The following is a 22,072-nucleotide window of genomic DNA, read 5'->3' as shown; positions in this document are numbered from 1 at the left end:
AGAGAACATGCGAAGAAGTAAAGTCAGAGAACATATATTTAAAATGCTCTTCAGCATCGGATTTGATGCGGCTGATGCAGACGAACAGATCGAACTGTATCTGGAACAGTTAGAAGAAGCAAGTGAGGAAGAACGCGGATATATGCGCAAAAAGGTCAAAGATATCGCAGCACATGAAGAAGAAATCGATGCGATGATCAATGAACATACAACCGGTTGGAAAACCGGACGTATGAATAAAGTGGATCTTTCTATTCTTCGTCTTGCCGTATATGAGATGAAGTGGGATGACGAAGTGCCGGTCAAAGTAGCGATCAATGAAGCAGTTGAGCTGGCAAAGAATTTTTCAGGAGATGAGGGACCGGCATTTGTCAACGGTGTACTCGGAAAGCTTGCATAAGAATCAGAAATCATGCGAAATGTATATACTGTAAAACAGGTCAATGCGTACATTAAGAATATGTTTACGCAAGACTTTATGTTGAATCGAATTTATATCAAAGGGGAAGTGTCAAACTGTAAGTACCATACTTCAGGACATCTGTACTTTTCACTGAAAGATGAGTCCGGAACGATTGCCTGTGTTATGTTTGCCGGGCAGCGCAGCGGGCTTTCTTTTCGTATGCAGGAAGGGCAGCAGGTAATCGTGCTTGGAAGCGTCAGCGTCTATGAAAGAGATGGCAGATATCAGGTTTATGCAAAGGAGATCGTACTGGATGGTGCGGGACTTCTTTATGAAAAATTTATAAAGCTCAAAAAAGAGCTGGAAGAAATGGGAATGTTTGCGCCGGAATATAAAAAGCCGATTCCGAAATATGTGCGGACAGTTGGTGTTGTAACGGCACCAACCGGAGCGGCAGTGCGCGATATTATCAACATTACCAGGCGGAGAAATCCATATGTGCAGATTCTTCTGTATCCGGCACTGGTACAGGGGGATGGTGCGTCTGAAAGTGTGGTACGGGGAATCCGTGCACTGGAGGAAGCAAAGGTTGATGTGATGATCGTTGGCAGAGGCGGGGGGTCTATTGAAGATCTGTGGGCATTTAACGAGGAAAAGGTAGCGCGCGCAGTTTTTGAATGCAGTGTACCGGTTATTTCGGCAGTAGGACATGAGACGGACACGACGATCATAGATTATGTAGCGGATCTTCGTGCACCGACGCCTTCTGCTGCGGCAGAGCTTGCAATCTGTAATTACCGGGAACTTCTGGAAACGATCCGGACAGAACGGGAAAGGATGCACCGAAGTATGAGGAGAAAGCTGGAGGTTGCATCACTTCATACAGCGCGGTATGCAGAAAAATTCCGTTACTTAAGTCCGTCAGGGAAACTTAAGTCCATGCGCCAGCAGCTTGCAGACTATGAGGAGCAGATTCCAAAAGCCATGCATCAGCGGTTGGAACAGGAACAGGAGAGGACCCGGAAAGTGCAGGAGATGCTGCCGCTTCTGATGGAGCGGAATCTGCGGGAAAGCCGTCAGCAGCTTGCAATCCGGATCGAACGGATGAAGGGACTTTCTCCGCTTGCCAAGCTGAACCAGGGCTTTTCCTATGTACAGGGATCGGAAGGGACCGTAAAGAAAGTAGCGGATGTAAAAAAAGGAGACTGGCTTCGGATTTATGTGACAGACGGGCAGATCGAGGCACAGGTAACAGATACCAAGAAGGAGTAGGAAAATGGCAGATAAGAAAAACGAGATTGCAGAAGAAATGCCGGAAGAATCTCTGGAAGAGCTTTTTGCAAAGCTGGATCAGGTGGCAAAAGAGCTGGAATCGGGAGATACTTCGCTGGAAGAGTCCTTCGGACTGTATCAGAAGGGTATGGAAATGCTGAAGCTTTGTAATGAGAAGATTGATACAGTAGAGAAAAAAGTGCAGGTGCTGGAAGAGAATGGAGAAATACATGACTTTTAAAGAAGAAATGAAAGAAAGAACAGAAGTGATTGAAAAGCTTCTTGTAAAATATCTGCCGAAAGCAGAAGGTTACCAGAGCCAGATCATGGAGGCGATGGAGTACAGTGTGATGGCAGGCGGAAAGAGACTCCGCCCAATGCTGATGCAGGAGACATACCGCCTTTTCGGAGGAGAAGGAAAAGAAATCGAGCCGTTTATGGCAGCAATGGAGATGATCCATACTTATTCCCTGGTGCACGATGATCTGCCGGCAATGGACAATGACGAGTACCGTAGAGGAAGAAAGACAACGCATATTGTATACGGGGAAGCAATGGGAATTCTTGCCGGGGATGCACTTCTGAACTATGCGTTTGAGACGGCGGTAAAGGCATTTGAAATCGCACCTGAAAAGAGTCTTCTGATTGGAAAAGCTTTAAAAATCCTTGCAGAAAAAGCCGGTATTTACGGGATGATAGGCGGTCAGGTCGTGGATGTGGCTTCCTGCGGTGTGGGACTTGATGAAGGCATGCTGAACTTTATCTATGAACTGAAAACCGGAGCGCTGATCGAAAGTTCGATGATGATCGGAGCACTTCTTGCAGGTGCAGAGGATGCAGAGCTTGAGAAAGTGCAGAAGATCGCATCGGATGTGGGGATTGCTTTCCAGATCCAGGATGACATCCTGGATGTGACAAGTACTACAGAAGAGCTTGGCAAACCGGTCCACAGCGATGAAAAGAATGAAAAAACAACCTATGTTACATTAAAAGGTTTGGAAAAAGCAACCAGAGATGTGGAAGTTATTTCACAGGAAGCACTGGAGCTGCTTTCCGGACTGGACAGAGAAAATGCGTATCTGACACAGCTGATACGGGAACTGATACACAGGAAAAAATAAGCGGGGTGGATGAAGTGTATCTGGAGCAGATTCACGAAGCGAATGATATCAAAAAATTAAATGAACGGGAACTGGCAGGGCTTGCAGAAGAAATCCGTACCTTTCTTGTTGAGAAGATCAGCAAGACAGGAGGGCATCTTGCGTCCAATCTGGGTGTGGTAGAGCTTACCATGGCAATGCATCTCAGTTTTCAGCTTCCGGAGGATAAGATAATCTGGGATGTAGGGCATCAGTCTTATACGCATAAGATTCTGACCGGAAGGAAAGAAGGATTTGATGGTTTGAGAAAATACGGCGGTATGAGTGGTTTCCCGAAGAGGAAAGAAAGTGACTGTGATGCCTTTGATACCGGTCATAGCTCCACTTCGATTTCGGCCGGACTTGGATATGCCAGAGGGAGGGATATCCTGGGACAGGATTATTCTGTGATCTCTGTTATCGGTGATGGATCACTGACCGGAGGAATGGCTTATGAAGCACTGAATAATGCTGCGGAGATGAAGACGAATTTCATCATCGTACTCAACGATAACCATATGTCTATTTCCAAAAATGTCGGTGGAATGTCCAGTTATCTCGGGGAGCTGCGCACTGCCCAGGCCTATACCGACCTGAAGGATACCGTGGAAAATGTACTTGGCAGTATTCCGTTTGGCGGTGAAAAGATGGTGCGGCATATTAAGCGCACCAAGAGCAGCATCAAGCAGCTTTTGGTTCCGGGAATGTTCTTTGAAGATATGGGAATCAAGTATTTAGGACCGGTGGACGGGCATGACCTGAAGGCGCTGTGCCGTGCGTTTACCGAGGCAAAAAGGGTAAAAGGACCGGTGCTTGTCCATGTCCTGACGAAAAAGGGGAAAGGGTATCTCCCGGCAGAAGAAAACCCTTCCCGTTTCCATGGAACAGGTCCGTTTGATATCCAGACAGGAGAGCCGATTTCCAAAAGTGGAAAGGATTCCTGTACAGATGTGTTTTCCAAGGTTATGCTGGATCTGGCAAAAAAAGATGACAGACTGGTAGCAATCACGGCGGCAATGGAAGACGGTACCGGCCTGGCAGCATTTCACAGATACTATCCGGACCGCTTTTTTGATGTGGGGATCGCAGAGGGACATGGCGTGACCTTTGCGGCAGGACTTGCTGCGGCAGGACTGCATCCGGTATTTGCTGTATATTCTTCGTTTTTACAGAGAGGATTTGACCAGATGATCCATGATGTCTGTCTGCAGAAGCTTCCGGTCGTATTTGCTGTGGACAGGGCAGGACTTGTGGGAAGCGACGGGGAGACCCATCAGGGGATCTTTGATCTTTCTTATCTGTCAATGATTCCGAATATGACCGTCCTTTCTCCGAAAAATAAATGGGAACTGGCGGACATGGTGCGGTTTGCGGTGAGACTTGGAGCACCGGCAGCAGTGCGCTATCCAAGAGGCAGCGCATTTGACGGATTCCGTGAATACAGAGCACCGATCGAGTATGGAAAGAGTGAGCCGGTCTATGAAGAAGAGGATATTGCGATCATCAGTGTCGGACATATGTTTGAGCAGGCAGTTCAGGTTCGGAAGCGTTTGAAAGAGATTGGATATAACTGTACCCTGATCAATGCCCGGTTTGTAAAGCCGGTGGATGAGGAGATGCTCCGGAAACTGACGGTGGAACACCGGCTGATCGTGACACTGGAAGAAAATATCCGCAGAGGCGGATTCGGAGAATTTGTGACTGCTTATCTGGCAGGTCTTGAGACAGACGCAGAGGTTCTGAATCTGGCACTGCCGGATGACTATATCGAACACGGAAGTGTAGACCTACTTCGCAGTGAGGTGATGCTGGATATTGAATCCTGCGTGGCCAGGATTATCACTGCATATATAGCAGAAGAGAGCAGGAGGGATTGATAGAGAATGAAAGAACGGTTGGATGTATTACTTGTAAAGAGAAATCTGGCATCCTCCAGAGAAAAGGCAAAAGCGATCATCATGTCCGGCAATGTATTCGTGGACGGGCAGAGAGAGGATAAAGCGGGAACTTCCTTTTCGGAAGAGGTTCAGATCGAAGTCCGTGGACATGCACTTCCGTATGTCAGCCGCGGAGGACTTAAGCTGGAAAAGGCGATGAAGAATTTTGATGTATCCATGGAAGGAAAGGTATGTACCGATGTGGGATCTTCGACAGGAGGATTTACAGACTGCATGCTGCAAAATGGAGCAGTCAAGGTGTTTGCCATCGATGTGGGACATGGTCAGCTGGACTGGAAATTACGTCAGGATGAAAGAGTGGTCTGCATGGAAAAGACCAACATCCGTTATGTACAGCCGGAAGATCTGGGAGAACCGATTGATTTTTCATCGATTGATGTTTCTTTTATTTCGCTGACGAAGGTACTTCTCCCAATCCGCAATTACCTGAAAGAGAACGGAGAGATCGTTGCGTTGATCAAGCCACAGTTTGAAGCCGGACGTGAGAAGGTTGGGAAAAAAGGTGTGGTAAGGGAAAAGAGTACCCATATCGAGGTCATCGAAAAAGTAACCGATTATGCAGTATCGATCGGCTTTGAAGTAGCAGCACTTGAATTTTCACCGATCAAAGGACCGGAAGGGAATATCGAGTATCTGGTACATCTGAAAAAAAGGCCGGAGGAAGAGGCAAGGATTGTGGAGAGCGTAGACATTCGGGGGACTGTCGATGCTGCTTTTGACACACTTGCAAAAAAGGATCCGGCTGAGGAGAAGAAATAAAAAGACATGGAAAAGTTTTACATTATCACGAATGATATGAAGGATGCAAATCGGAAGATCACCGTGAAAATCAAAAAATGCATTGAATCCTACGGGAAGAAATGTTATCTGGAAGAGCAGCCGGAAGAAGGAAATTTTTCAAAGATCAAGATTCCAAAGGATATTGATTGTGTGTTGACGGTAGGCGGAGACGGAACCTTTATCCAGGCATCCAGACGTCTGTTCGGGCGGGATCTTCCGATGCTTGGAATCAATATGGGCACCCTTGGCTATCTGACCGAGGTAGAGGTGCAGAATGTAGAAGAGGCTGTAAAACAGCTCGTAGAGGGCAATTATACGATTGAAGAGAGAATGATGCTGTATGGATCCGCTGCATACCGCAATGTAAGGGATGTGGCACTCAATGATATTGTCATGACAAGATCCGGCAGCATGAAGATTGTTCATTTTAATCTCTATGTTAACGGAGAGTTTCTGAACTCCTATGATGCGGACGGATTGATCGTGTCCACACCAACGGGTTCTACTGCGTACAATCTGTCTGCAGGAGGACCGATCGTGGAGCCGACAGCGTCATTGATCGTTGTGACACCGATCTGCTCGCATGCACTCAATTCCCGCAGTATCGTTTTCGCGGACAAAGATGAGATCGTGATCGAGATTGGTGCAAAACGGGAAAATCAGATCGAGGAAGCAGTGATTGCATATGATGGTGCGGATGAAGTCACGCTTCATACCGGTGACCGGATCCGGATCAAAAAGGCATGGGAGACAGCGAAAATCGTAAAACTCAGCAAAGTGAGCTTTCTGGAAACATTACGTGAAAAGATGAAAGGAAACTAGAAGATGAAAGTAAACCGACATGCCAAAATTGTAGAATTGATCAACAAATATCAGATTGAGACACAGGATGAGCTTGCCGAGTATCTGAATGAAGCGGGATTTAAAGTGACGCAGGCAACGGTATCCAGAGACATCCGCGACTTAAAGCTCACCAAGGTTCCGGCAGAAAACGGCAGGCAGAAATATGCGGTACTCCAGAGTGCACAGAACGGAATGACTGAAAAATATGTGCGCATTTTGCGGGATGGATTCAGCTCTATGGATATGGCTCAGAACATTCTGGTACTGAAAACGGTATCCGGTATGGCGATGGCGGTGGCTGCGGCACTGGATGCGATGAACTGGAATGAGATCGTTGGCTGTATTGCCGGGGATGATACGATCATGTGCGCTGTGCGGACCGTGGATGATACGATTCTACTGATGGAAAAGATCAAGAAACTACTGGAACAATAGACAGGAGAAAGAATGTTACAAAATTTGCATGTAAAAAATCTGGCGCTGATCGATGAGGCGGAAGTGGATTTCTCTGGTGGACTCAATATCCTGACCGGGGAAACCGGTGCCGGAAAATCAATTATCCTGGGGAGTGTCAGTCTTGCCCTGGGCGGAAGATATTCAGCAGATATGCTTCGTAAGGGAGCCGATAAGGGACTTGTAGAACTGACCTTTTATGTGGAAAATCCGGAAACGGTACGGAAGCTGGAAGAGATGGATCTTTCGCCGGACGGAGGGCAGATCATTATCACCAGACGGTTTAACGGAAACCGAAGTGTGAGCCGGATCAATGGAGAGACTGTGACACTGGGGCGGCTAAAGGAAGCAGCCCAGGTTCTGATCGATATTCACGGACAGCATGAGCATCAGTCACTGTTATATAAAAAAAATCATCTGGCAATTCTGGATGCATTTGCAAAAGAAGCCGGAGAATGGAAGAAAAAAGTGGCGGATTCATACAGGGAATACCGCCGGCTGGAAAAAGAACTTAAGGAAGCCGATAAAGACGAGGCTGAGAGAACCAAAGAGATTTCTTTTCTTGAATTTGAGATTGATGAGATTGAAAATGCAGGAATCACTGCGGCAGAATGCCAGTCGGTAGAAGAAGATTACCGGCGGATGATGCAGGGGAAAAGAATCGCAGAGAATCTGGAAGAGGCGTATCTGTATACAGCAGGAGAAGGCGGTATAAGTGCGGCAGAAGCGATCGGACGGGCAGTACGTGCGGCGGCTGTGGCGGCAGAACATGATGACAAATCGGGAGAACTGTATGAACAGCTGGTCGAAGTGGAGAATCTGATCGGGGATTCCGGGCGCGAGCTTCGCTGTTATCTGGACAGTCTTTCCTTTGAACCGGAACAGTTCTATGAGACGGAGAGCCGGCTGAACCAGATCAATCATCTGAAGGTCAAATACGGAGATTCGGCAGAGGCGATCCTGCAGCATAAGGCGGATGACGAGGAGCGCCTCCTGATTTTAAAAAATTATGATGAATATTTAAATGAATTAAAGGGAAAACTGAAAAAATCAGAAGAACGTCTGCAAAAAGAATGCGAGGGTCTGTCGGAGATCCGTAAAAAAGAGGCAAAGCTTTTGCAGGCAAAGATCGCAGAAGGACTTCAGGATCTGAATTTCCTGGATGTCTGCTTTGAAATTCGGTTTTCAAAAACCTCCGGGTACACAGTAGAAGGAACGGATGAGGTGGAATTTATGATTTCCATGAATCCGGGTGAACCGACAAGACCGCTTGCAACTGTGGCATCCGGCGGTGAACTTTCCCGCATCATGCTTGCGATCAAGGCAGTCATGGCGGATAAAGATGAGATCGAGACACTGATCTTTGATGAGATCGATGTGGGGATCAGCGGTCGTACCGCACAGAAGGTTTCCGAGAAGATGTGCCTGATCGGCAGGAAACATCAGGTGATCTGCATTACGCATCTGGCACAGATTGCTGCAATGGCAGATACTCATTACCTGATTGAAAAACGGGTGGAAGATCAGATGACAAAGACCAAGATCCGGCAGCTTGACGGGGAAGAATCTGTGCAGGAGCTGGGAAGGATCCTTGGAGGCGCAAAGATTACGGATGCGGTGCTGGAAAACGCACGGGAGATGAAAATTCTGGCATCCGGTTTGAAAAAATAAGATTGAGCACATACTAGAGGCAGGAGAAAAAATCCTGCCTTATTTTTTGCGGAATTTTAGGGAGGAAAAAGGGGTGTGTAATGTCGGTTAGAAGTTATCGGAAAATGTTAAGTGTGTTATTAGCGGTAATTGTGGTTATAGGAGGCGGCTATTGCTGCAGGGAATGGCGGGCCAAGAAAGCGGAGAGGGAGGCTTCGGTCAGTGAACTTTCGGGAAACCTTCTGATTCCGGGAGGGATGCCGGTTGGGATCTATATGGAGACGGATGGCGTGATGGTGCTGGGGACGCAGGAAATTAAGGGAAAAGATGGGATCGGTGTGAATCCGGCGAAGCATCTGGTGAAGGAGGGAGATTATATTGTCGGAGTTGATTCTGACAGTATTTATAATAAATCTGAGCTTATCGAACGGGTTAAAAAATTATCGAATAAGTCCGTCATCTTACACATTCGTCGAAAAAAAGTGTATATTGATGTACAACTTCATCCGACAAAAGATGAAGGCGGGGCATATAAACTTGGAATCTGGGTGCGTGATAACGCGCAGGGACTCGGCACAATCACTTTTCTGAATGCGGATAGTGAATACGGTGCGTTGGGACATGGAATACATGATGTAGATACCGGCAAACTGATCGAAATGTCAACGGGAAGATTATATGATACCAGCATTCAGAATATTAAAAAAGGTGAGAACGGAAATCCCGGAGGGATGGAAGGGATCATTGTCTACAATCATTACAATATTTTAGGTTCGATTACTACAAACACAGAGACAGGGATTTATGGGAAATTAGACAGGATTGAGAGAATATTTGACAGCAAAGAAGCTTATCCGGCTGTGGCAAAGGAAGAAATTCAGGTTGGAAAGGCGTATATCCGCTGTGCAGTAAGCGGAAAGACAGAAGATTATACAGTCAGAATCACAAAAGTTGACCTGGATGCCAGGGAGGTGAACAAGGGGATTGAAATTCAGGTTACTGACAAACGGTTACTTAAACTGACCGGTGGGATTGTGCAGGGAATGAGTGGAAGCCCCATCATGCAGAATGGAAAGATTATAGGTGCAGTGACACATGTTTTCGTACAGGATGCGACAAAAGGATACGGAATATTTATCGAAAACATGCTGGAAAATCTGAAAAAAGATTGAAATGTGCGAACCTTGTCAGATTTCTGCGACACCATTTGCTTGTATTCGCAGAATACAGAAGGTTATAATAGGTTACATTCCAGTGCAAATTGTCACTTTAAGGAGGGGAAAGGCTTTATGGAAAAACTGAATGTAGCGATTGCTGACGATAACGAAAGAATGTTGAATTTACTAGGAGAAATTGTAGAAAGTGATAAAGATCTCAAACTGGTGGGAAAAGCCAGGAACGGAGAAGATATTTATCACATTATAAGAGATAAACAGCCTGACGTTGTACTTCTTGACCTGATCATGCCGAAAATGGATGGAATCAGTGTGATGGAAATGATAGGCGCAGATAAAACGGTAAAGAAACAGCCGAATTTTATTATTGTAACTGCGATTGGACAGGAGAGGATCACGGAAGATGCCTTCGAAAAAGGAGCAGCCTACTACATCCTGAAACCATTTCGCAATGAAACAATCCTTCAGCGGATCAAAAGCTCCGGACATGCGGAAAAGAGTGTAGCGCCTTACACAGATTATACCGTATATGCGGAACCTTCTGAGGAGGACCTGGAAACACAGGTGACAGAACTGCTCCATGAAATCGGAATCCCGGCACATATAAAAGGGTATCATTATCTGAGGGATTCCATTCTGATGGCGGTTGACGATATGGAAGTTTTAAATGCGATCACAAAGATCCTGTATCCGACAGTCGCGAAAAAGAACCAGACCACATCGAGCCGTGTTGAACGGGCGATCCGCCATGCGATCGAGGTTGCATGGAGCAGGGGAAAGCTGGATACCTTAGAAGCTCTTTTCGGTTACACAGTAAGTAACGGGAAAGGAAAACCGACCAATTCTGAATTTATTGCTCTGGTCGCAGACACGATCAGACTGAAATCAAAGCGCAGATAATTCTTTTCAAACGGATGAAATTGCGGTATAATTATAAATAAGCCGCGAGAGTAAGGAGGGTGTTAAATGAAAAAAGTATTATTTGTGTCATCTGAAGCAGTTCCGTTTATCAAAACAGGAGGATTAGCCGATGTAGTGGGATCACTACCAAAATATTTTGATAAGAACAAATACGATGTACGTGTTATGCTTCCAAAGTATATGTGCATGAAAGACGAATGGAAAGATAAACTTTCTTATAGACTTCATTTCTATATGGATCTGAACTGGAGACAGCAGTATGTAGGGCTTCTTGAACTTCAGTACGAAGGAATCACTTTTTATTTCATAGACAATGAATATTATTTTAATGGTTCGCAGCCATATGGTGATATTGCATACGATATTGAGAAGTTTGCATTCTTTTCAAAAGCAGCCTTAAGTGCACTGCCACTTCTGGATTTCAGACCGGATATCATTCACTGTCATGACTGGCAGACCGGGCTTGTTCCGATTTATCTGGATAATTTCCGCTATAACAATGAGTTTTTCCGTGGAATCAAGACTGTGATCACCATACATAACCTCAAATTCCAGGGTATCTGGGATAAAAAGACGGTTATGGATATCACCGGACTTCCGGCATACTATTTCTCACCGGATAAGCTGGAAGCATATGACGATGCCAACTATCTGAAAGGCGGAATTGTCTACGCTGACCGTGTGACAACGGTAAGCAGCAGTTACGCGGAAGAGATCAAGACACCGTTTTACGGGGAGAAGCTGGAAGGACTGATGCAGGCAAGATCAAACTGCCTGTCAGGAATTGTCAATGGTATTGATTACGGTGATTTTAATCCGGCAACAGATACCAACATTGCAAGAACTTACTCTGTCGAAAACTTCCGCAAGGAGAAAGTGAAAAATAAAATGGCGCTGCAGGAAGAACTCGGACTGGAGAGAGATCCGCACCGTATGATGATAGGTATCGTATCCAGACTGACCGACCAGAAGGGGTTTGACCTGATCGACTGTGTGATGGATGAACTTTGCCAGGATGCGGTTCAGATCGTCGTACTCGGTACCGGAGATGAGAGATACGAGAACATGTTCCGTCATTTCGCATGGAAGTATCCGGATAAGGTATCTGCACAGATCTATTATTCAGAGCCGATGTCTCACAAGATCTATGCATCCTGTGATGCATTCCTGATGCCGTCATTATTTGAACCATGTGGACTGAGCCAGCTGATGAGTCTGAGATATGGTACGGTGCCGATCGTAAGAGAGACAGGCGGACTCAAAGATACTGTAGAAGCTTACAATGAGTACGAGAAGACCGGAACCGGATTCAGCTTCACCAATTACAATGCGCATGAGATGCTTGCAACCGTAAGATATGCAGAACAGATTTACTATGACAAGAAGCGTGACTGGAACAAGATTGTAGAGCGTGGTATGGAAAAAGACTTCTCATGGAAGAATTCAGCCAAGCTTTACGAAGAACTTTACGAAAATATGTAAAATGCATTCTGGTAATTTACCGGAAAATATGGTATCATGAAATGAAAAATTTTACAGAGGAGAAACATTCATTATGAGGATTATAGACAAAATTAAAGCAGACGGAGTACATATTTCCTTTGAAGTGTTTCCACCGAAGACGGATGCGGGCTTTGAATCCGTGTTAAAAGCAACGGATGGGATCGCAGAACTTACCCCGTCATTTATCAGTGTTACCTATGGAGCCGGTGGTGGAACCAGTAAGAATACGGTTAAGATTGCAAGTCATATCAAGAATGACCTGAAGATTCCGGCACTTGCACATCTGACCTGTGTGTCCTCAACCAAGGAAGAGGTACATAAGGTTATCGGACAGCTTCAGAAAGAAGGGATTGAGAATATCCTTGCACTCAGAGGAGATATCCCGCAGGATGGACAGTTTCCGCTTCCGGGACAGTATTCTCATGCCTGTGAACTGATCGAAGACATCAAAAAAATGGGAGACTTCTGCATCGGAGCTGCATGCTATCCGGAAGGACATGTAGAGATGGAACACAAGAAAGATGATATCCGTTATCTCAAAGAAAAGGTAGATTGTGGAGTGGATTTTATTACCACACAGATGTTTTTCAATAATGATATTTTCTATAATTTCCTGTATCGTATCCGTGAACAGGGAATCATGATACCGGTGCTTCCGGGAATCATGCCGATCACAACGAAAAAGCAGCTCGCAAGAAGCTGTGCCCTTTCGGGAACTGCTGTTCCGCAGAGATTCCGTGCGATCGTAGATTATTTTGGAGATGATCCGGCAGCGATGAAGCAGGCGGGAATTGCATATGCGACCGACCAGATCATTGACCTGATCGCAAATGGAGTCCGCAATATCCACGTATATTCGATGAATAAACCGGAAGTAGCTGCTGCAATCATGCAGAACCTTTCAGAAATCGTAAAATAAAGGAACATAAGAAAGATGACAGATGCCAGAACGAAAGAAGCAATTCGTTATCTGGGATATGGAAGACATGCGGTAGATGAACAGACGCTTGCGCTGATCGATGTTTCCTTCGGGGAGCTCGATCAGACTACGCAGGCAAAATCCGTCTATCGCATTTTTGACTGTAAAGTTACAGGAGAAGACCAGGTGACGATCGGAAAAATGAATATTAAAAGCAGAAGTCTCGGAAAGAATCTCAGAGGCTGCAAAGAGGCAGTTGTATTTGGCGCAACACTCGGTACCAGTGTCGATATACTGATGAAACGTTATTCACTGACAGATATGGCGAAATCTGTCGTATTGCAGGCATGCGCAGCTGCATATCTGGAGGAGTACTGTGACGATCTGCAGCTTTCGATCGGAGAAGAGTTAAAAGCACAGAATAAATGGCTCAGACCGAGATTCAGTCCGGGATACGGTGATTTTGATATCCATCATCAGGACGATATCCTACGGATGCTGGATACGGCAAAGAAGATCGGACTTACCATGACAGACAGCTATATGCTCACACCGACAAAATCGGTGACTGCAATCATTGGGATCAGTGATACGCAGGAAAAATGCCACATCAAAGGCTGCGAAGCGTGTGAGAAGAAGGACTGCATTTACAGAAGAAATTAAGGAGCGTAGGGTATGAATATCAGAGAACGTTTGGGAAAAGAACTTTTATTTTTAGATGGAGGAATGGGAACTCTTCTGCAGGCAGAAGGACTTGCACCGGGAGAACTTCCGGAGACCTGGAACATTGAACATCCGGAAAAGGTGGAAGCGATTCACCGCAGATATTACGAAGCAGGAAGTGATGTGGTTCTTGCAAATACCTTTGGCGCTAATGTCTGCAAATTTCATGATGACAGATATACGGTTGAAGAAGTGATCCGTGCAGGGATTGCAAATGCAAAAAGAGCAGGGGAGCAGATTGGAAAAGAGACTTATGTGGCACTGGATATGGGACCGACCGGAAAGCTATTAAAACCAATGGGAGATCTGGATTTTGATGATGCTTATGAAGCATTTGCAGAAGCCGTCCGCTATGGAGAAAAGTACGGTGCAGACCTGATCCATATCGAGACCATGAGTGACACCTATGAAGTAAAGGCAGCCATTCTTGCAGCAAAAGAAAATTCTTCTCTTCCGGTATTTGTAACCATGATCTTTGATGAAAGAGGAAAGCTTCTGACAGGCGGGGATGTCCCTTCTGTTGTGGCAATGCTGGAAGGACTCCGCGTAGATGCACTGGGGCTGAACTGTGGACTTGGGCCGAAACAGATGCTTCCAATCCTGAACGATTTAAGAAGATATACCTCCCTTCCGATCATTGTGAAGCCAAATGCCGGACTTCCGAAGCAGAAGAACGGGGAAACGTATTACGATGTAGAGCCGGATGAGTTTGCCCGGATCATGCAGGAGGTTGTAAAAGGAGGAGCCTGTGTGATCGGCGGATGCTGCGGAACGACACCGGAGCATATTAAAAAGCTGGTAGAAGAATGCAAAGATCTTCCGCTGCGCGAGATCGAGAAAAAGCATGATACGATCGTATCTTCTTATGGACAGGCTGTGATCCTGGATGATATGCCGCGTATCATCGGAGAAAGAATCAACCCGACCGGAAAGAAAAAATTCAAAGAAGCACTGAAAAATGAAGATATGGACTACATTCTGAAAGAAGCGATCACGCAGCAGGATAAGGGCGCGCACATTCTGGATGTCAATGTAGGACTTCCGGATATTGACGAAGTTGCCATGATGGAAAAAGTTGTAAAAGAACTGCAGAGCGTGACCAGTCTTCCACTTCAGATTGACACGGTAGATGGAAAGGCTATGGAACGTGCAATGCGTATCTACAATGGAAAGCCGATGATCAACTCTGTAAACGGAAAGCAGGTTTCTATGGACGAAGTTTTTCCTCTGGTCCGGAAATATGGCGGTGTGGTTGTCGGACTGACCATTGATGAAGAGGGGATTCCGAAGGATGCAGAAGGTCGTGTGCGTGTTGCAGGTAGGATCATCAACGAAGCAGCCAAATACGGAATCGACAAGAAAGATATCGTGATCGATGTGCTGACCATGACCATCAGTTCGGAAAAGGACGGGGCAAAGGTTACCCTGGAAGCATTGAAGAGAGTACGGGAAGAATTCGGGGTCAGAACCGTTCTTGGAGTATCGAATATTTCTTTTGGACTTCCAAGGCGCCCGATCGTCAACAGCTATTTCTATGCGATGGCAATGCAGAACGGACTGACGGCAGGAATCATCAATCCATCCTCAGAAGATATGATGAAAGCTTATCGTTCTTATAATGCACTGATGGGCTTTGATGAAAATTGTACGAATTATATCAGTACTTATGCGGGAACCACAGAGACGGTGACAGTCCAGGCATCGCAGGCAGCTGCAACAGCCGGAAATGCACCAAAAGCTGCAGGCGTTGAGATGACACTCAAATATGCGATCGAGAGAGGGCTGAAAGAAGAGGCGCATCATATCACCCGTGACCTGATCGGTACGAGGGAACCGCTGGATATCATCCAGGAGGAACTGATCCCGGCACTCAATGTAGTCGGTGAAGGTTTTGAAAAGGGAACCGTCTTCCTTCCGCAGCTTCTGATGAGTGCGGATGCTGCGAAGATTGCCTTTGCGGTTATCAAGGATGTGCTTGCTTCATCCGGACAGGAAGAAGAAAAGAAGGAGAAGATCATCCTTGCCACCGTAAAAGGTGATATCCATGATATCGGAAAGAATATAGTGAAAGTTCTTCTTGAAAATTATGGTTTTGATGTGATCGATCTCGGAAAGGATGTGCCGCCGGAGGCAATCGTAGAAAAAGCAGTTGAGGAGAATGTCACTTTGGTAGGCCTAAGTGCGCTGATGACCACAACTGTAGTCAGCATGGAAGAGACGATCAAACTCTTAAGAGAGAAAAAACCGGACTGCAAAGTCATGGTAGGCGGGGCTGTTCTGAACCAGGATTACGCGGATATGATCGGGGCAGATTTCTATGGAAAAGATGCCATGCAGTCCGTACACTATGCGCAGAAATTTTTTGGCATGGTGGAGTAGGAATTGCAAGGCAGATACAAAAGGTCGAAATTGTATGTGAAAATGCTAAAAAAGTTTGGAAAATTTTTTTGTATATGCTATAATATGCATAAATCAAGGAGAAAAGAAAATGATAGCATGGGAGGCATGACAAGATGGCATTTTTTTCAACACTGATCTCTACGGTATTGAAGATGCTCTTTATCGGAGTGTTTGCAGTCGGAGGGGTTTTTGCAGGCAAGAAGCTTCGCGAAAGAAAAGACGCAAAGAATTCAGAGACTAAGTAGAATGGAAAAAAGAAGGAATCGCAGAAAATGCGGTTCCTTTTTAAATTCCATTATATTGACAAGCCATCAAAATCTCTTTATAATTAGAATTTAGCTGATAGAAGCGAGGAGGATAAAGATGAAAGCTTACGGAGTTAACGAACTTAGACGCATGTTTCTTGACTTTTTTGAGAGCAAAGGTCATTTAAAAATGAAAAGCTTTTCGCTGGTGCCGCACAATGATAACAGCCTTCTGCTGATCAATTCAGGAATGGCACCGCTGAAACCATATTTTACAGGACAGGAGATCCCACCGAGACGCCGTGTGACAACCTGTCAGAAATGTATCCGTACAGGAGATATCGAGAACGTAGGAAAGACTGCACGTCACGGTACTTTCTTTGAAATGCTTGGTAACTTCTCATTCGGTGATTACTTTAAGACAGAAGCGATCCACTGGTCATGGGAATTCCTGACAGAAGTGGTTGGACTGGATCCGGATCGTCTGTACCCGTCTGTATATGAAGACGATGATGAGGCATGGAAGATCTGGAACGAAGAGATTGGTATTGCACCGGAGAGAATTTTCCGTTTCGGAAAAGAAGACAACTTCTGGGAGCATGGATCAGGTCCGTGCGGTCCGTGTTCAGAGATTTACTATGACCGTGGAGAAAAATACGGATGCGGTAAACCGGGATGTACAGTAGGCTGCGAATGTGACCGTTATATGGAGATCTGGAACAACGTATTTTCACAGTTCGACAATGATGGACATGGAAACTACAGCGAACTGAAGCAGAAGAATATTGATACCGGTATGGGACTTGAGAGACTTGCATGTATCGTACAGGATGTAGACTCTATGTTCGATATTGATACTTTAAAAGCACTGCGTGACCAGGTATGTGAGATCGCAGGAGTATCTTATGGAGATAATGAAAGCACAGACGTATCTCTGCGTGTAATCACAGACCATGTGCGTTCTGTATCTTTCATGATCTCTGATGGTATTATGCCGTCTAATGAAGGAAGAGGATATGTTCTTCGCCGTCTTCTCCGCCGTGCATGCCGTCACGGAAGACTTCTGAACATTGCACCGGGATTCCTTACAGATCTTGCTGCAACTGTGATCGAAGGCTCTAAAGACGGATATCCGGAGCTGGAAGAAAAGAAAGACTTTATCATGAATGTCATCCGCAAGGAAGAAGAGCAGTTTGAGAAGACCATCGACCAGGGGCTTGTCATTCTGAATGAGATGAAAGAAAAGATGGCAGAAGAAGGAACAAAGACTCTGTCCGGAGAAGATGCGTTCAAATTATATGATACCTATGGATTCCCGATCGATCTTACCAAAGAGATCCTGGAAGAAGAAGGTATAGATATTGATGAAGAGGGATTTAAAGCCGCAATGGAAGTTCAGCGCCAGACTGCAAGAAAAGCACGTAAGGCAACGAACTACATGGGAGCAGATGCAACCGTATACGAATCCATTGATCCGTCTGTAACCTCTAAGTTTGTCGGATACGAGCATCTGGAATATGAATCGAAGATTACGGTACTTACCACAGAAGATGAGATCGTAGACGCTCTTTCTGACGGTGAGAGAGGAACCATCTTTGTAGATGAGACTCCGTTCTACGCAACAAGCGGTGGACAGGAGGCCGACCACGGTGTGATCAAATGCGGTGACGGTGAATTTGTTGTGGAAGATGTGAAGAAGATGCTTGGTGGCAAGATCGGTCATATCGGTTATATGGCAAAGGGTATGATGAAGGTTGGAGATCAGGTTACTCTGACCGTTAATTCGCAGAGACGTGTGCTTTGTGCAAGAAACCACAGTGCGACCCATCTGCTTCAGAAAGCACTCCGTACCGTGCTTGGTACACATGTAGAACAGTCCGGATCTTATGTAGACGACAAGAGACTTCGTTTCGACTTCTCTCATTTCTCGGCAATGACACCGGAAGAACTGCAGAAAGTAGAAGACATGGTAAATGAAAGCATTTCCAGATCTCTGCCGGTTGTCATTAAGAACATGCCGATCGAAGAAGCAAGAAAGACCGGAGCACAGGCTCTGTTCGGTGAGAAATACGGCGACATCGTCCGTGTTGTAAATATGGGAGATTACTCTATTGAGTTCTGCGGTGGTACACATGTTGCCAATACAAGCGAGATCGGAGCATTCAAGATCCTGTCTGAAAGTGGTGTGGCAGCAGGGGTACGCCGTATTGAAGCACTTACATCCAAAGGACTGATGGATTATTATGGAGAACTGGAACAGTTGCTTCATGAAGCAGCCAAGCTCCTGAAAGCAACTCCGGATACTGTATCTGAGAAGATCGCACACCTTCAGGCTGAGAACAAAGAACTTCACAGTGAAGTAGAAAGCCTGAAGAGCAAGCTTGCGAAAGATGCCATGGGTGATGTGATGGATCAGGTAGAAGAAGTAGCCGGCGTAAAAGTGATTGCTGTCAGCGTAGAAGATATGGACATGAACGGACTGCGTGACCTTGGAGACCAGCTCAAGGAGAAGCTCGGAGAAGGCGTGGTCGTGATCGCATCCAGCGCGAACGGCAAGGTAAGCCTGATGGCTACAGCAACAGATGAAGCAATGAAGAAGGGTGCTCACGCAGGCAACCTGATCAAGGCAATCGCTTCCTGTGTAGGTGGTGGCGGCGGTGGACGTCCGAACATGGCACAGGCTGGCGGAAAGAACCCGGCTGGAATCCCGGATGCCCTTGCAAAAGTCAAAGAGGTACTGGCAGAACAGATAAAATAATGCCGGAAAATGACAGATTTATGCATATTTTTCCTATTTTTCAAAAAATTCTTGACTGAGATGAAAAATATGATATAATCTAATGTAGTGCAATAAATATACCCGAACAGTCGTATGATGCACAATACCAGGCTGGAGGGGAGGTTAGGTGTGAGACTATGTCAAATGTAATCGTTAAAGAAAACGAAACGTTAGATAGTGCTTTACGCAGATTCAAAAGAAACTGTGCCAAAGCAGGAATTCAGCAGGAGATTCGCAAAAGAGAACATTACGAAAAACCAAGCGTTAGACGTAAAAAGAAATCTGAAGCTGCTAGAAAACGTAAATATAACTAATATGTGCAGAACAATAATGGAGGGTTTATGATTCATAAACCCTCCATTTTTACAGGAAAATTTTATGTGGTGGAATAGGATAATATTTGGAATAGATGGATATGAGGTTGTGATGTGGTTTCTAACTTACAGCATGATGGGATGGCTGGTGGAATCCATCTATATGTCATTTTGTAATCATAAGATTACGAACAGGGGATTTGCAAAAGGTCCGTTTTGCCCGATTTACGGGTTTGGTGCTCTTACGGTGTTTTTTATATTACGTCCGTATAGCGACAATAGTATACTGCTGTTTTTCCTGGGATCGTTTCTTGCAACGACGTTGGAATTTCTGACGGCACTTGTGATGAAGCGAATTTTCGGTGAGATCTGGTGGGATTACCATGAGAAGCCATTTAACTACAGGGGGATCATCTGTCTGGAGAGTTCGATCGCATGGGGATTCTATACGTTGTTCCTTTTTATGTTCCTGCAGAACATAGTTGCAGCGTTTGTTGCCATGATACCGGTTCGTGCAGGGCGTGTAATTGGCAATCTGATCCTGATTGGATACATTATGGATTTTTCTGCGACAATTTATCGTCAGAAGAAAGAAAATCTTCAGGAAAGCATGGATGAGGAACAAATACAGCAGATTGAACAAGCAAGAGACAAAATGAAAGATAATTTTTTGACATAATTGTTGTTGACAAAACCATAGACTGTGGTCTATACTGTGTCTTGTAAACGACAAGGACGTCATGTACAGTTAGTACATGGCGTCTTTTTGTTTAGCGGTAAATTCCGAAGGGATTTCCTGCTAAACAAAAGGCACATTCTTTTACACATTTTTATTCGAAGTCCGGAACGAATAGCATGAAGTAGTATATGATCAAAAGAAGGAAAGCGAGGAGATTCTTATGAAACTCAAAGACACAGGACTCACAGCAGAAGAATTAAAGGACATTGTAAAAAAATATATGGTAGAAACCTATGCAAGATATGATTTTATCGCAGAACGTGCAGAAGGTATGTATCTCTACGATGAAAAAGGGGTAGCTTACCTCGACTTTTATGGTGGAGTTGCCGTAAATACACCAGGTAACAGAAATCCGAAGGTTGTCGCAGCAGTAAAAGACCAGCTTGATGACATCATGCATACATTCAATTACCCATACACAATTCCACAGGCACTTCTCGCAAAGAAGATCTGTGACACGATCGGAATGGATAAGATTTTCTTCCAGAACTCAGGAACAGAAGCCAACGAATGTATGATCAAGATGGCAAGAAAATACGGCGTTGAAAAATATGGCCCGGAACATTACCATATCGTAACAGCAATCAATGGTTTCCACGGAAGAACATACGGAGCACTTTCCGCAACAGGACAGCCGGATAACGCATGCCAGCTTGGATTCAAACCGATGCTTCCGGGATTCTCTTACGCAGAATATAACAACCTTGAAGATTTCAAGTCAAAAGTAACAGATAACACGATCGCGATCATGATCGAGCCGGTACAGGGCGAAGGTGGTGTACATCCGGCAACACAGGAATTTATCGAAGGACTTCGTAAACTCTGTGATGAAAGAGGTATGCTTCTCCTTCTCGATGAAGTACAGACCGGATGGGGACGTACAGGATCTCCAATGGCATTCATGGGATATGGTGTAAAACCTGACTGTGTAACGATGGCAAAAGCTATGGGAGGCGGAATGCCGATCGGTGCATGCTGTGCAAGCGAAGAAGTAGCTGCAGTATTTACATCAGGAACACATGGCTCTACATACGGTGGACATCCACTTGCATGTGCCGCATCTCTTGCTTCCATTTCTGAAATCCTCGACAAAGATTTAAGTGGAAATGCAAAAGTAATGGGTGAATACATGAAAGAAAAACTTGCAGAGCTTCCACATGTAAAAGAAGCAAGAGGAAAAGGACTTCTGGTAGGATGCGAATACGATATTCCGATCGCTCTTGAAGTAAAATGGGCATGCTTCAGAAGAAGACTTCTGATCACAGCGATCGGCGACAGCGTAAACCGTATGATCCCGCCACTGATCCTTGCAAAAGAACATGTAGATCAGGCAATCGAGATCATGAGAGATGCAATCAACGAAGCTGCTGCAAAATATGAGGCAGATCAGAAGACTGCATAGTATAGACATTCCTCCGACTTATTGATATAATTGTATAAAAAATAGAGTACCGGCACAGAAATCCCCCAGTTTCTGTGCCGGTTTTTGAGGTGAAAAATATGTTAGAAAGAATGCAGCTTTTTCCGCTGAATTTTTATAAAAAAGCGAAATTTAACGGAAGTATGGGAAAAATGAACTATCGCCTGGCGAAAGAAGAAAAAAAGACCGATGAGGAAAATTCAGAAACGATTCTTGTCGGAAGTATCTGGGAAGGACCGTTTATTTATGATAAGATTCCACAGGAAAAGATCACAAAGAGAGAATTCCCATTTGCAGAAGAAGGAATCTGTCAGGCAATGGACTGGTTCAATGAGGAAGGCGAAAAAATGAACCGGGAAGTGTAAAGAAAGGTTCTATTTTCCTGTCAGAAGGCTTATTTATATAGTATCGATGGATGGAAAAAAGGAGTCTTATG

21 protein-coding genes are annotated in these 22,072 nt (G+C 45.2%); all 21 read left to right on the top strand.

Annotated elements, in window-relative coordinates:
- Positions 1-7 precede the first annotated feature (7 nt).
- The 21 genes from nusB to PGY05_RS01540 all read left to right on the top strand — a co-directional run bounded on the left by nusB (position 8) and on the right by PGY05_RS01540 (position 22,001).
- Positions 8-400, top strand: a complete 393-nt coding sequence (gene nusB / locus PGY05_RS01640) for a transcription antitermination factor NusB (RefSeq protein ID WP_270475214.1) — start codon at positions 8-10, stop codon at positions 398-400.
- A 12-nt stretch (positions 401-412) separates the two neighbouring features.
- Positions 413-1,675 (top strand): exodeoxyribonuclease VII large subunit, encoded by a 1,263-nt coding sequence (gene xseA / locus PGY05_RS01635; RefSeq protein ID WP_022220253.1) that lies wholly within the window; start codon positions 413-415, stop codon positions 1,673-1,675.
- A 4-nt stretch (positions 1,676-1,679) separates the two neighbouring features.
- The gene (gene xseB / locus PGY05_RS01630) at positions 1,680-1,916 is read left to right on the top strand and encodes an exodeoxyribonuclease VII small subunit (RefSeq protein WP_008369268.1); all 237 of its coding nucleotides are present in this window, start codon (positions 1,680-1,682) and stop codon (positions 1,914-1,916) included.
- Positions 1,906-2,796, top strand: coding sequence for a polyprenyl synthetase family protein (locus PGY05_RS01625; protein ID WP_055155885.1), 891 nt, complete (start codon positions 1,906-1,908; stop codon positions 2,794-2,796). Before xseB ends, PGY05_RS01625 begins: the two co-directional genes overlap by 11 nt.
- A 14-nt stretch (positions 2,797-2,810) precedes the next feature.
- Positions 2,811-4,691, top strand: coding sequence for a 1-deoxy-D-xylulose-5-phosphate synthase (gene dxs, locus PGY05_RS01620; RefSeq protein ID WP_270475294.1), 1,881 nt, complete (start codon positions 2,811-2,813; stop codon positions 4,689-4,691).
- 6 nt (positions 4,692-4,697) lie between these two features.
- Positions 4,698-5,531 carry a TlyA family RNA methyltransferase gene (locus PGY05_RS01615; RefSeq protein ID WP_008369262.1) on the top strand — a complete coding sequence of 278 codons (834 nt, stop codon included), beginning with the start codon at positions 4,698-4,700 and terminating at the stop codon, positions 5,529-5,531.
- 6 nt (positions 5,532-5,537) lie between these two features.
- Positions 5,538-6,374, top strand: coding sequence for an NAD(+)/NADH kinase (locus PGY05_RS01610; protein WP_055260777.1), 837 nt, complete (start codon positions 5,538-5,540; stop codon positions 6,372-6,374).
- A 3-nt stretch (positions 6,375-6,377) separates the two neighbouring features.
- Positions 6,378-6,830 (top strand): arginine repressor, encoded by a 453-nt coding sequence (gene argR / locus PGY05_RS01605; protein ID WP_008369259.1) that lies wholly within the window; start codon positions 6,378-6,380, stop codon positions 6,828-6,830.
- Positions 6,831-6,842: 12 nt separating this feature from the next.
- Positions 6,843-8,519, top strand: a complete 1,677-nt coding sequence (gene recN, locus PGY05_RS01600; RefSeq protein ID WP_270475213.1) for a DNA repair protein RecN — start codon at positions 6,843-6,845, stop codon at positions 8,517-8,519.
- An 80-nt stretch (positions 8,520-8,599) separates the two neighbouring features.
- Entirely contained in the window at positions 8,600-9,670 is a 1,071-nt protein-coding gene (gene spoIVB, locus PGY05_RS01595) for a SpoIVB peptidase (RefSeq protein ID WP_270475212.1), read from the top strand.
- 117 nt (positions 9,671-9,787) lie between these two features.
- Positions 9,788-10,573, top strand: a complete 786-nt coding sequence (gene spo0A / locus PGY05_RS01590) for a sporulation transcription factor Spo0A (RefSeq protein ID WP_022220247.1) — start codon at positions 9,788-9,790, stop codon at positions 10,571-10,573.
- A 66-nt stretch (positions 10,574-10,639) separates the two neighbouring features.
- Positions 10,640-12,076 carry a glycogen synthase GlgA gene (glgA, locus tag PGY05_RS01585; RefSeq protein WP_270475211.1) on the top strand — a complete coding sequence of 479 codons (1,437 nt, stop codon included), beginning with the start codon at positions 10,640-10,642 and terminating at the stop codon, positions 12,074-12,076.
- A 73-nt stretch (positions 12,077-12,149) separates the two neighbouring features.
- Positions 12,150-13,016: a methylenetetrahydrofolate reductase [NAD(P)H] gene (gene metF / locus PGY05_RS01580; protein WP_008369248.1), complete on the top strand. Its 867-nt coding sequence runs from the start codon at positions 12,150-12,152 to the stop codon at positions 13,014-13,016.
- A gap of 15 nt (positions 13,017-13,031) precedes the next feature.
- On the top strand, positions 13,032-13,679 hold the full coding sequence (locus PGY05_RS01575) for a vitamin B12 dependent-methionine synthase activation domain-containing protein (RefSeq protein WP_055247079.1): 648 nt from the start codon (positions 13,032-13,034) through the stop codon (positions 13,677-13,679).
- A 12-nt stretch (positions 13,680-13,691) separates the two neighbouring features.
- The gene (locus PGY05_RS01570) at positions 13,692-16,118 is read left to right on the top strand and encodes a homocysteine S-methyltransferase family protein (RefSeq protein ID WP_270475209.1); all 2,427 of its coding nucleotides are present in this window, start codon (positions 13,692-13,694) and stop codon (positions 16,116-16,118) included.
- Positions 16,119-16,252: 134 nt separating this feature from the next.
- Positions 16,253-16,384, top strand: coding sequence for a vanadium nitrogenase (locus tag PGY05_RS01565; protein WP_195249974.1), 132 nt, complete (start codon positions 16,253-16,255; stop codon positions 16,382-16,384).
- 118 nt (positions 16,385-16,502) lie between these two features.
- Positions 16,503-19,142 (top strand): alanine--tRNA ligase, encoded by a 2,640-nt coding sequence (gene alaS / locus PGY05_RS01560; protein ID WP_270475208.1) that lies wholly within the window; start codon positions 16,503-16,505, stop codon positions 19,140-19,142.
- 158 nt (positions 19,143-19,300) lie between these two features.
- Positions 19,301-19,477 (top strand): 30S ribosomal protein S21, encoded by a 177-nt coding sequence (gene rpsU / locus PGY05_RS01555; RefSeq protein WP_004054229.1) that lies wholly within the window; start codon positions 19,301-19,303, stop codon positions 19,475-19,477.
- 64 nt (positions 19,478-19,541) lie between these two features.
- On the top strand, positions 19,542-20,156 hold the full coding sequence (locus PGY05_RS01550; protein WP_270475207.1) for a putative ABC transporter permease: 615 nt from the start codon (positions 19,542-19,544) through the stop codon (positions 20,154-20,156).
- Between the two features lie 220 nt (positions 20,157-20,376).
- The gene (locus PGY05_RS01545) at positions 20,377-21,618 is read left to right on the top strand and encodes an aspartate aminotransferase family protein (RefSeq protein ID WP_055155892.1); all 1,242 of its coding nucleotides are present in this window, start codon (positions 20,377-20,379) and stop codon (positions 21,616-21,618) included.
- A gap of 98 nt (positions 21,619-21,716) precedes the next feature.
- Positions 21,717-22,001 (top strand): hypothetical protein, encoded by a 285-nt coding sequence (locus tag PGY05_RS01540; RefSeq protein WP_022219906.1) that lies wholly within the window; start codon positions 21,717-21,719, stop codon positions 21,999-22,001.
- Positions 22,002-22,072: the final 71 nt, after the last annotated feature.

The organism is Coprococcus sp. AF51-11b1, from assembly GCF_027682785.1.
GTDB lineage: Bacteria > Bacillota > Clostridia > Lachnospirales > Lachnospiraceae > Allocoprococcus > Allocoprococcus comes.
Note: the sequence above shows the minus strand (reverse complement) of the source record. Positions and strands in the feature narration are given on the sequence as shown.

Excerpts from the sequence above, each read along its gene's own strand:
- xseB (WP_008369268.1), top strand. The coding sequence starts at position 1,680 with ATGGCAGATAAGAAAAACGAGATTGCAGAAGAAATGCCGGAAGAATCT.
- PGY05_RS01575 (WP_055247079.1), top strand. The coding sequence starts at position 13,032 with ATGACAGATGCCAGAACGAAAGAAGCAATTCGTTATCTGGGATATGGA.
- argR (WP_008369259.1), top strand. The coding sequence starts at position 6,378 with ATGAAAGTAAACCGACATGCCAAAATTGTAGAATTGATCAACAAATAT.
- metF (WP_008369248.1), top strand. The coding sequence starts at position 12,150 with ATGAGGATTATAGACAAAATTAAAGCAGACGGAGTACATATTTCCTTT.
- nusB (WP_270475214.1), top strand. The coding sequence starts at position 8 with ATGCGAAGAAGTAAAGTCAGAGAACATATATTTAAAATGCTCTTCAGC.
- PGY05_RS01545 (WP_055155892.1), top strand. The coding sequence starts at position 20,377 with ATGAAACTCAAAGACACAGGACTCACAGCAGAAGAATTAAAGGACATT.
- PGY05_RS01615 (WP_008369262.1), top strand. The coding sequence starts at position 4,698 with ATGAAAGAACGGTTGGATGTATTACTTGTAAAGAGAAATCTGGCATCC.
- glgA (WP_270475211.1), top strand. The coding sequence starts at position 10,640 with ATGAAAAAAGTATTATTTGTGTCATCTGAAGCAGTTCCGTTTATCAAA.
- xseA (WP_022220253.1), top strand. The coding sequence starts at position 413 with ATGCGAAATGTATATACTGTAAAACAGGTCAATGCGTACATTAAGAAT.
- rpsU (WP_004054229.1), top strand. The coding sequence starts at position 19,301 with ATGTCAAATGTAATCGTTAAAGAAAACGAAACGTTAGATAGTGCTTTA.
- PGY05_RS01570 (WP_270475209.1), top strand. The coding sequence starts at position 13,692 with ATGAATATCAGAGAACGTTTGGGAAAAGAACTTTTATTTTTAGATGGA.
- PGY05_RS01550 (WP_270475207.1), top strand. The coding sequence starts at position 19,542 with ATGTGGTGGAATAGGATAATATTTGGAATAGATGGATATGAGGTTGTG.
- PGY05_RS01565 (WP_195249974.1), top strand. The coding sequence starts at position 16,253 with ATGGCATTTTTTTCAACACTGATCTCTACGGTATTGAAGATGCTCTTT.
- recN (WP_270475213.1), top strand. The coding sequence starts at position 6,843 with ATGTTACAAAATTTGCATGTAAAAAATCTGGCGCTGATCGATGAGGCG.
- PGY05_RS01540 (WP_022219906.1), top strand. The coding sequence starts at position 21,717 with ATGTTAGAAAGAATGCAGCTTTTTCCGCTGAATTTTTATAAAAAAGCG.
- PGY05_RS01625 (WP_055155885.1), top strand. The coding sequence starts at position 1,906 with ATGACTTTTAAAGAAGAAATGAAAGAAAGAACAGAAGTGATTGAAAAG.
- alaS (WP_270475208.1), top strand. The coding sequence starts at position 16,503 with ATGAAAGCTTACGGAGTTAACGAACTTAGACGCATGTTTCTTGACTTT.
- spo0A (WP_022220247.1), top strand. The coding sequence starts at position 9,788 with ATGGAAAAACTGAATGTAGCGATTGCTGACGATAACGAAAGAATGTTG.
- spoIVB (WP_270475212.1), top strand. The coding sequence starts at position 8,600 with ATGTCGGTTAGAAGTTATCGGAAAATGTTAAGTGTGTTATTAGCGGTA.
- PGY05_RS01610 (WP_055260777.1), top strand. The coding sequence starts at position 5,538 with ATGGAAAAGTTTTACATTATCACGAATGATATGAAGGATGCAAATCGG.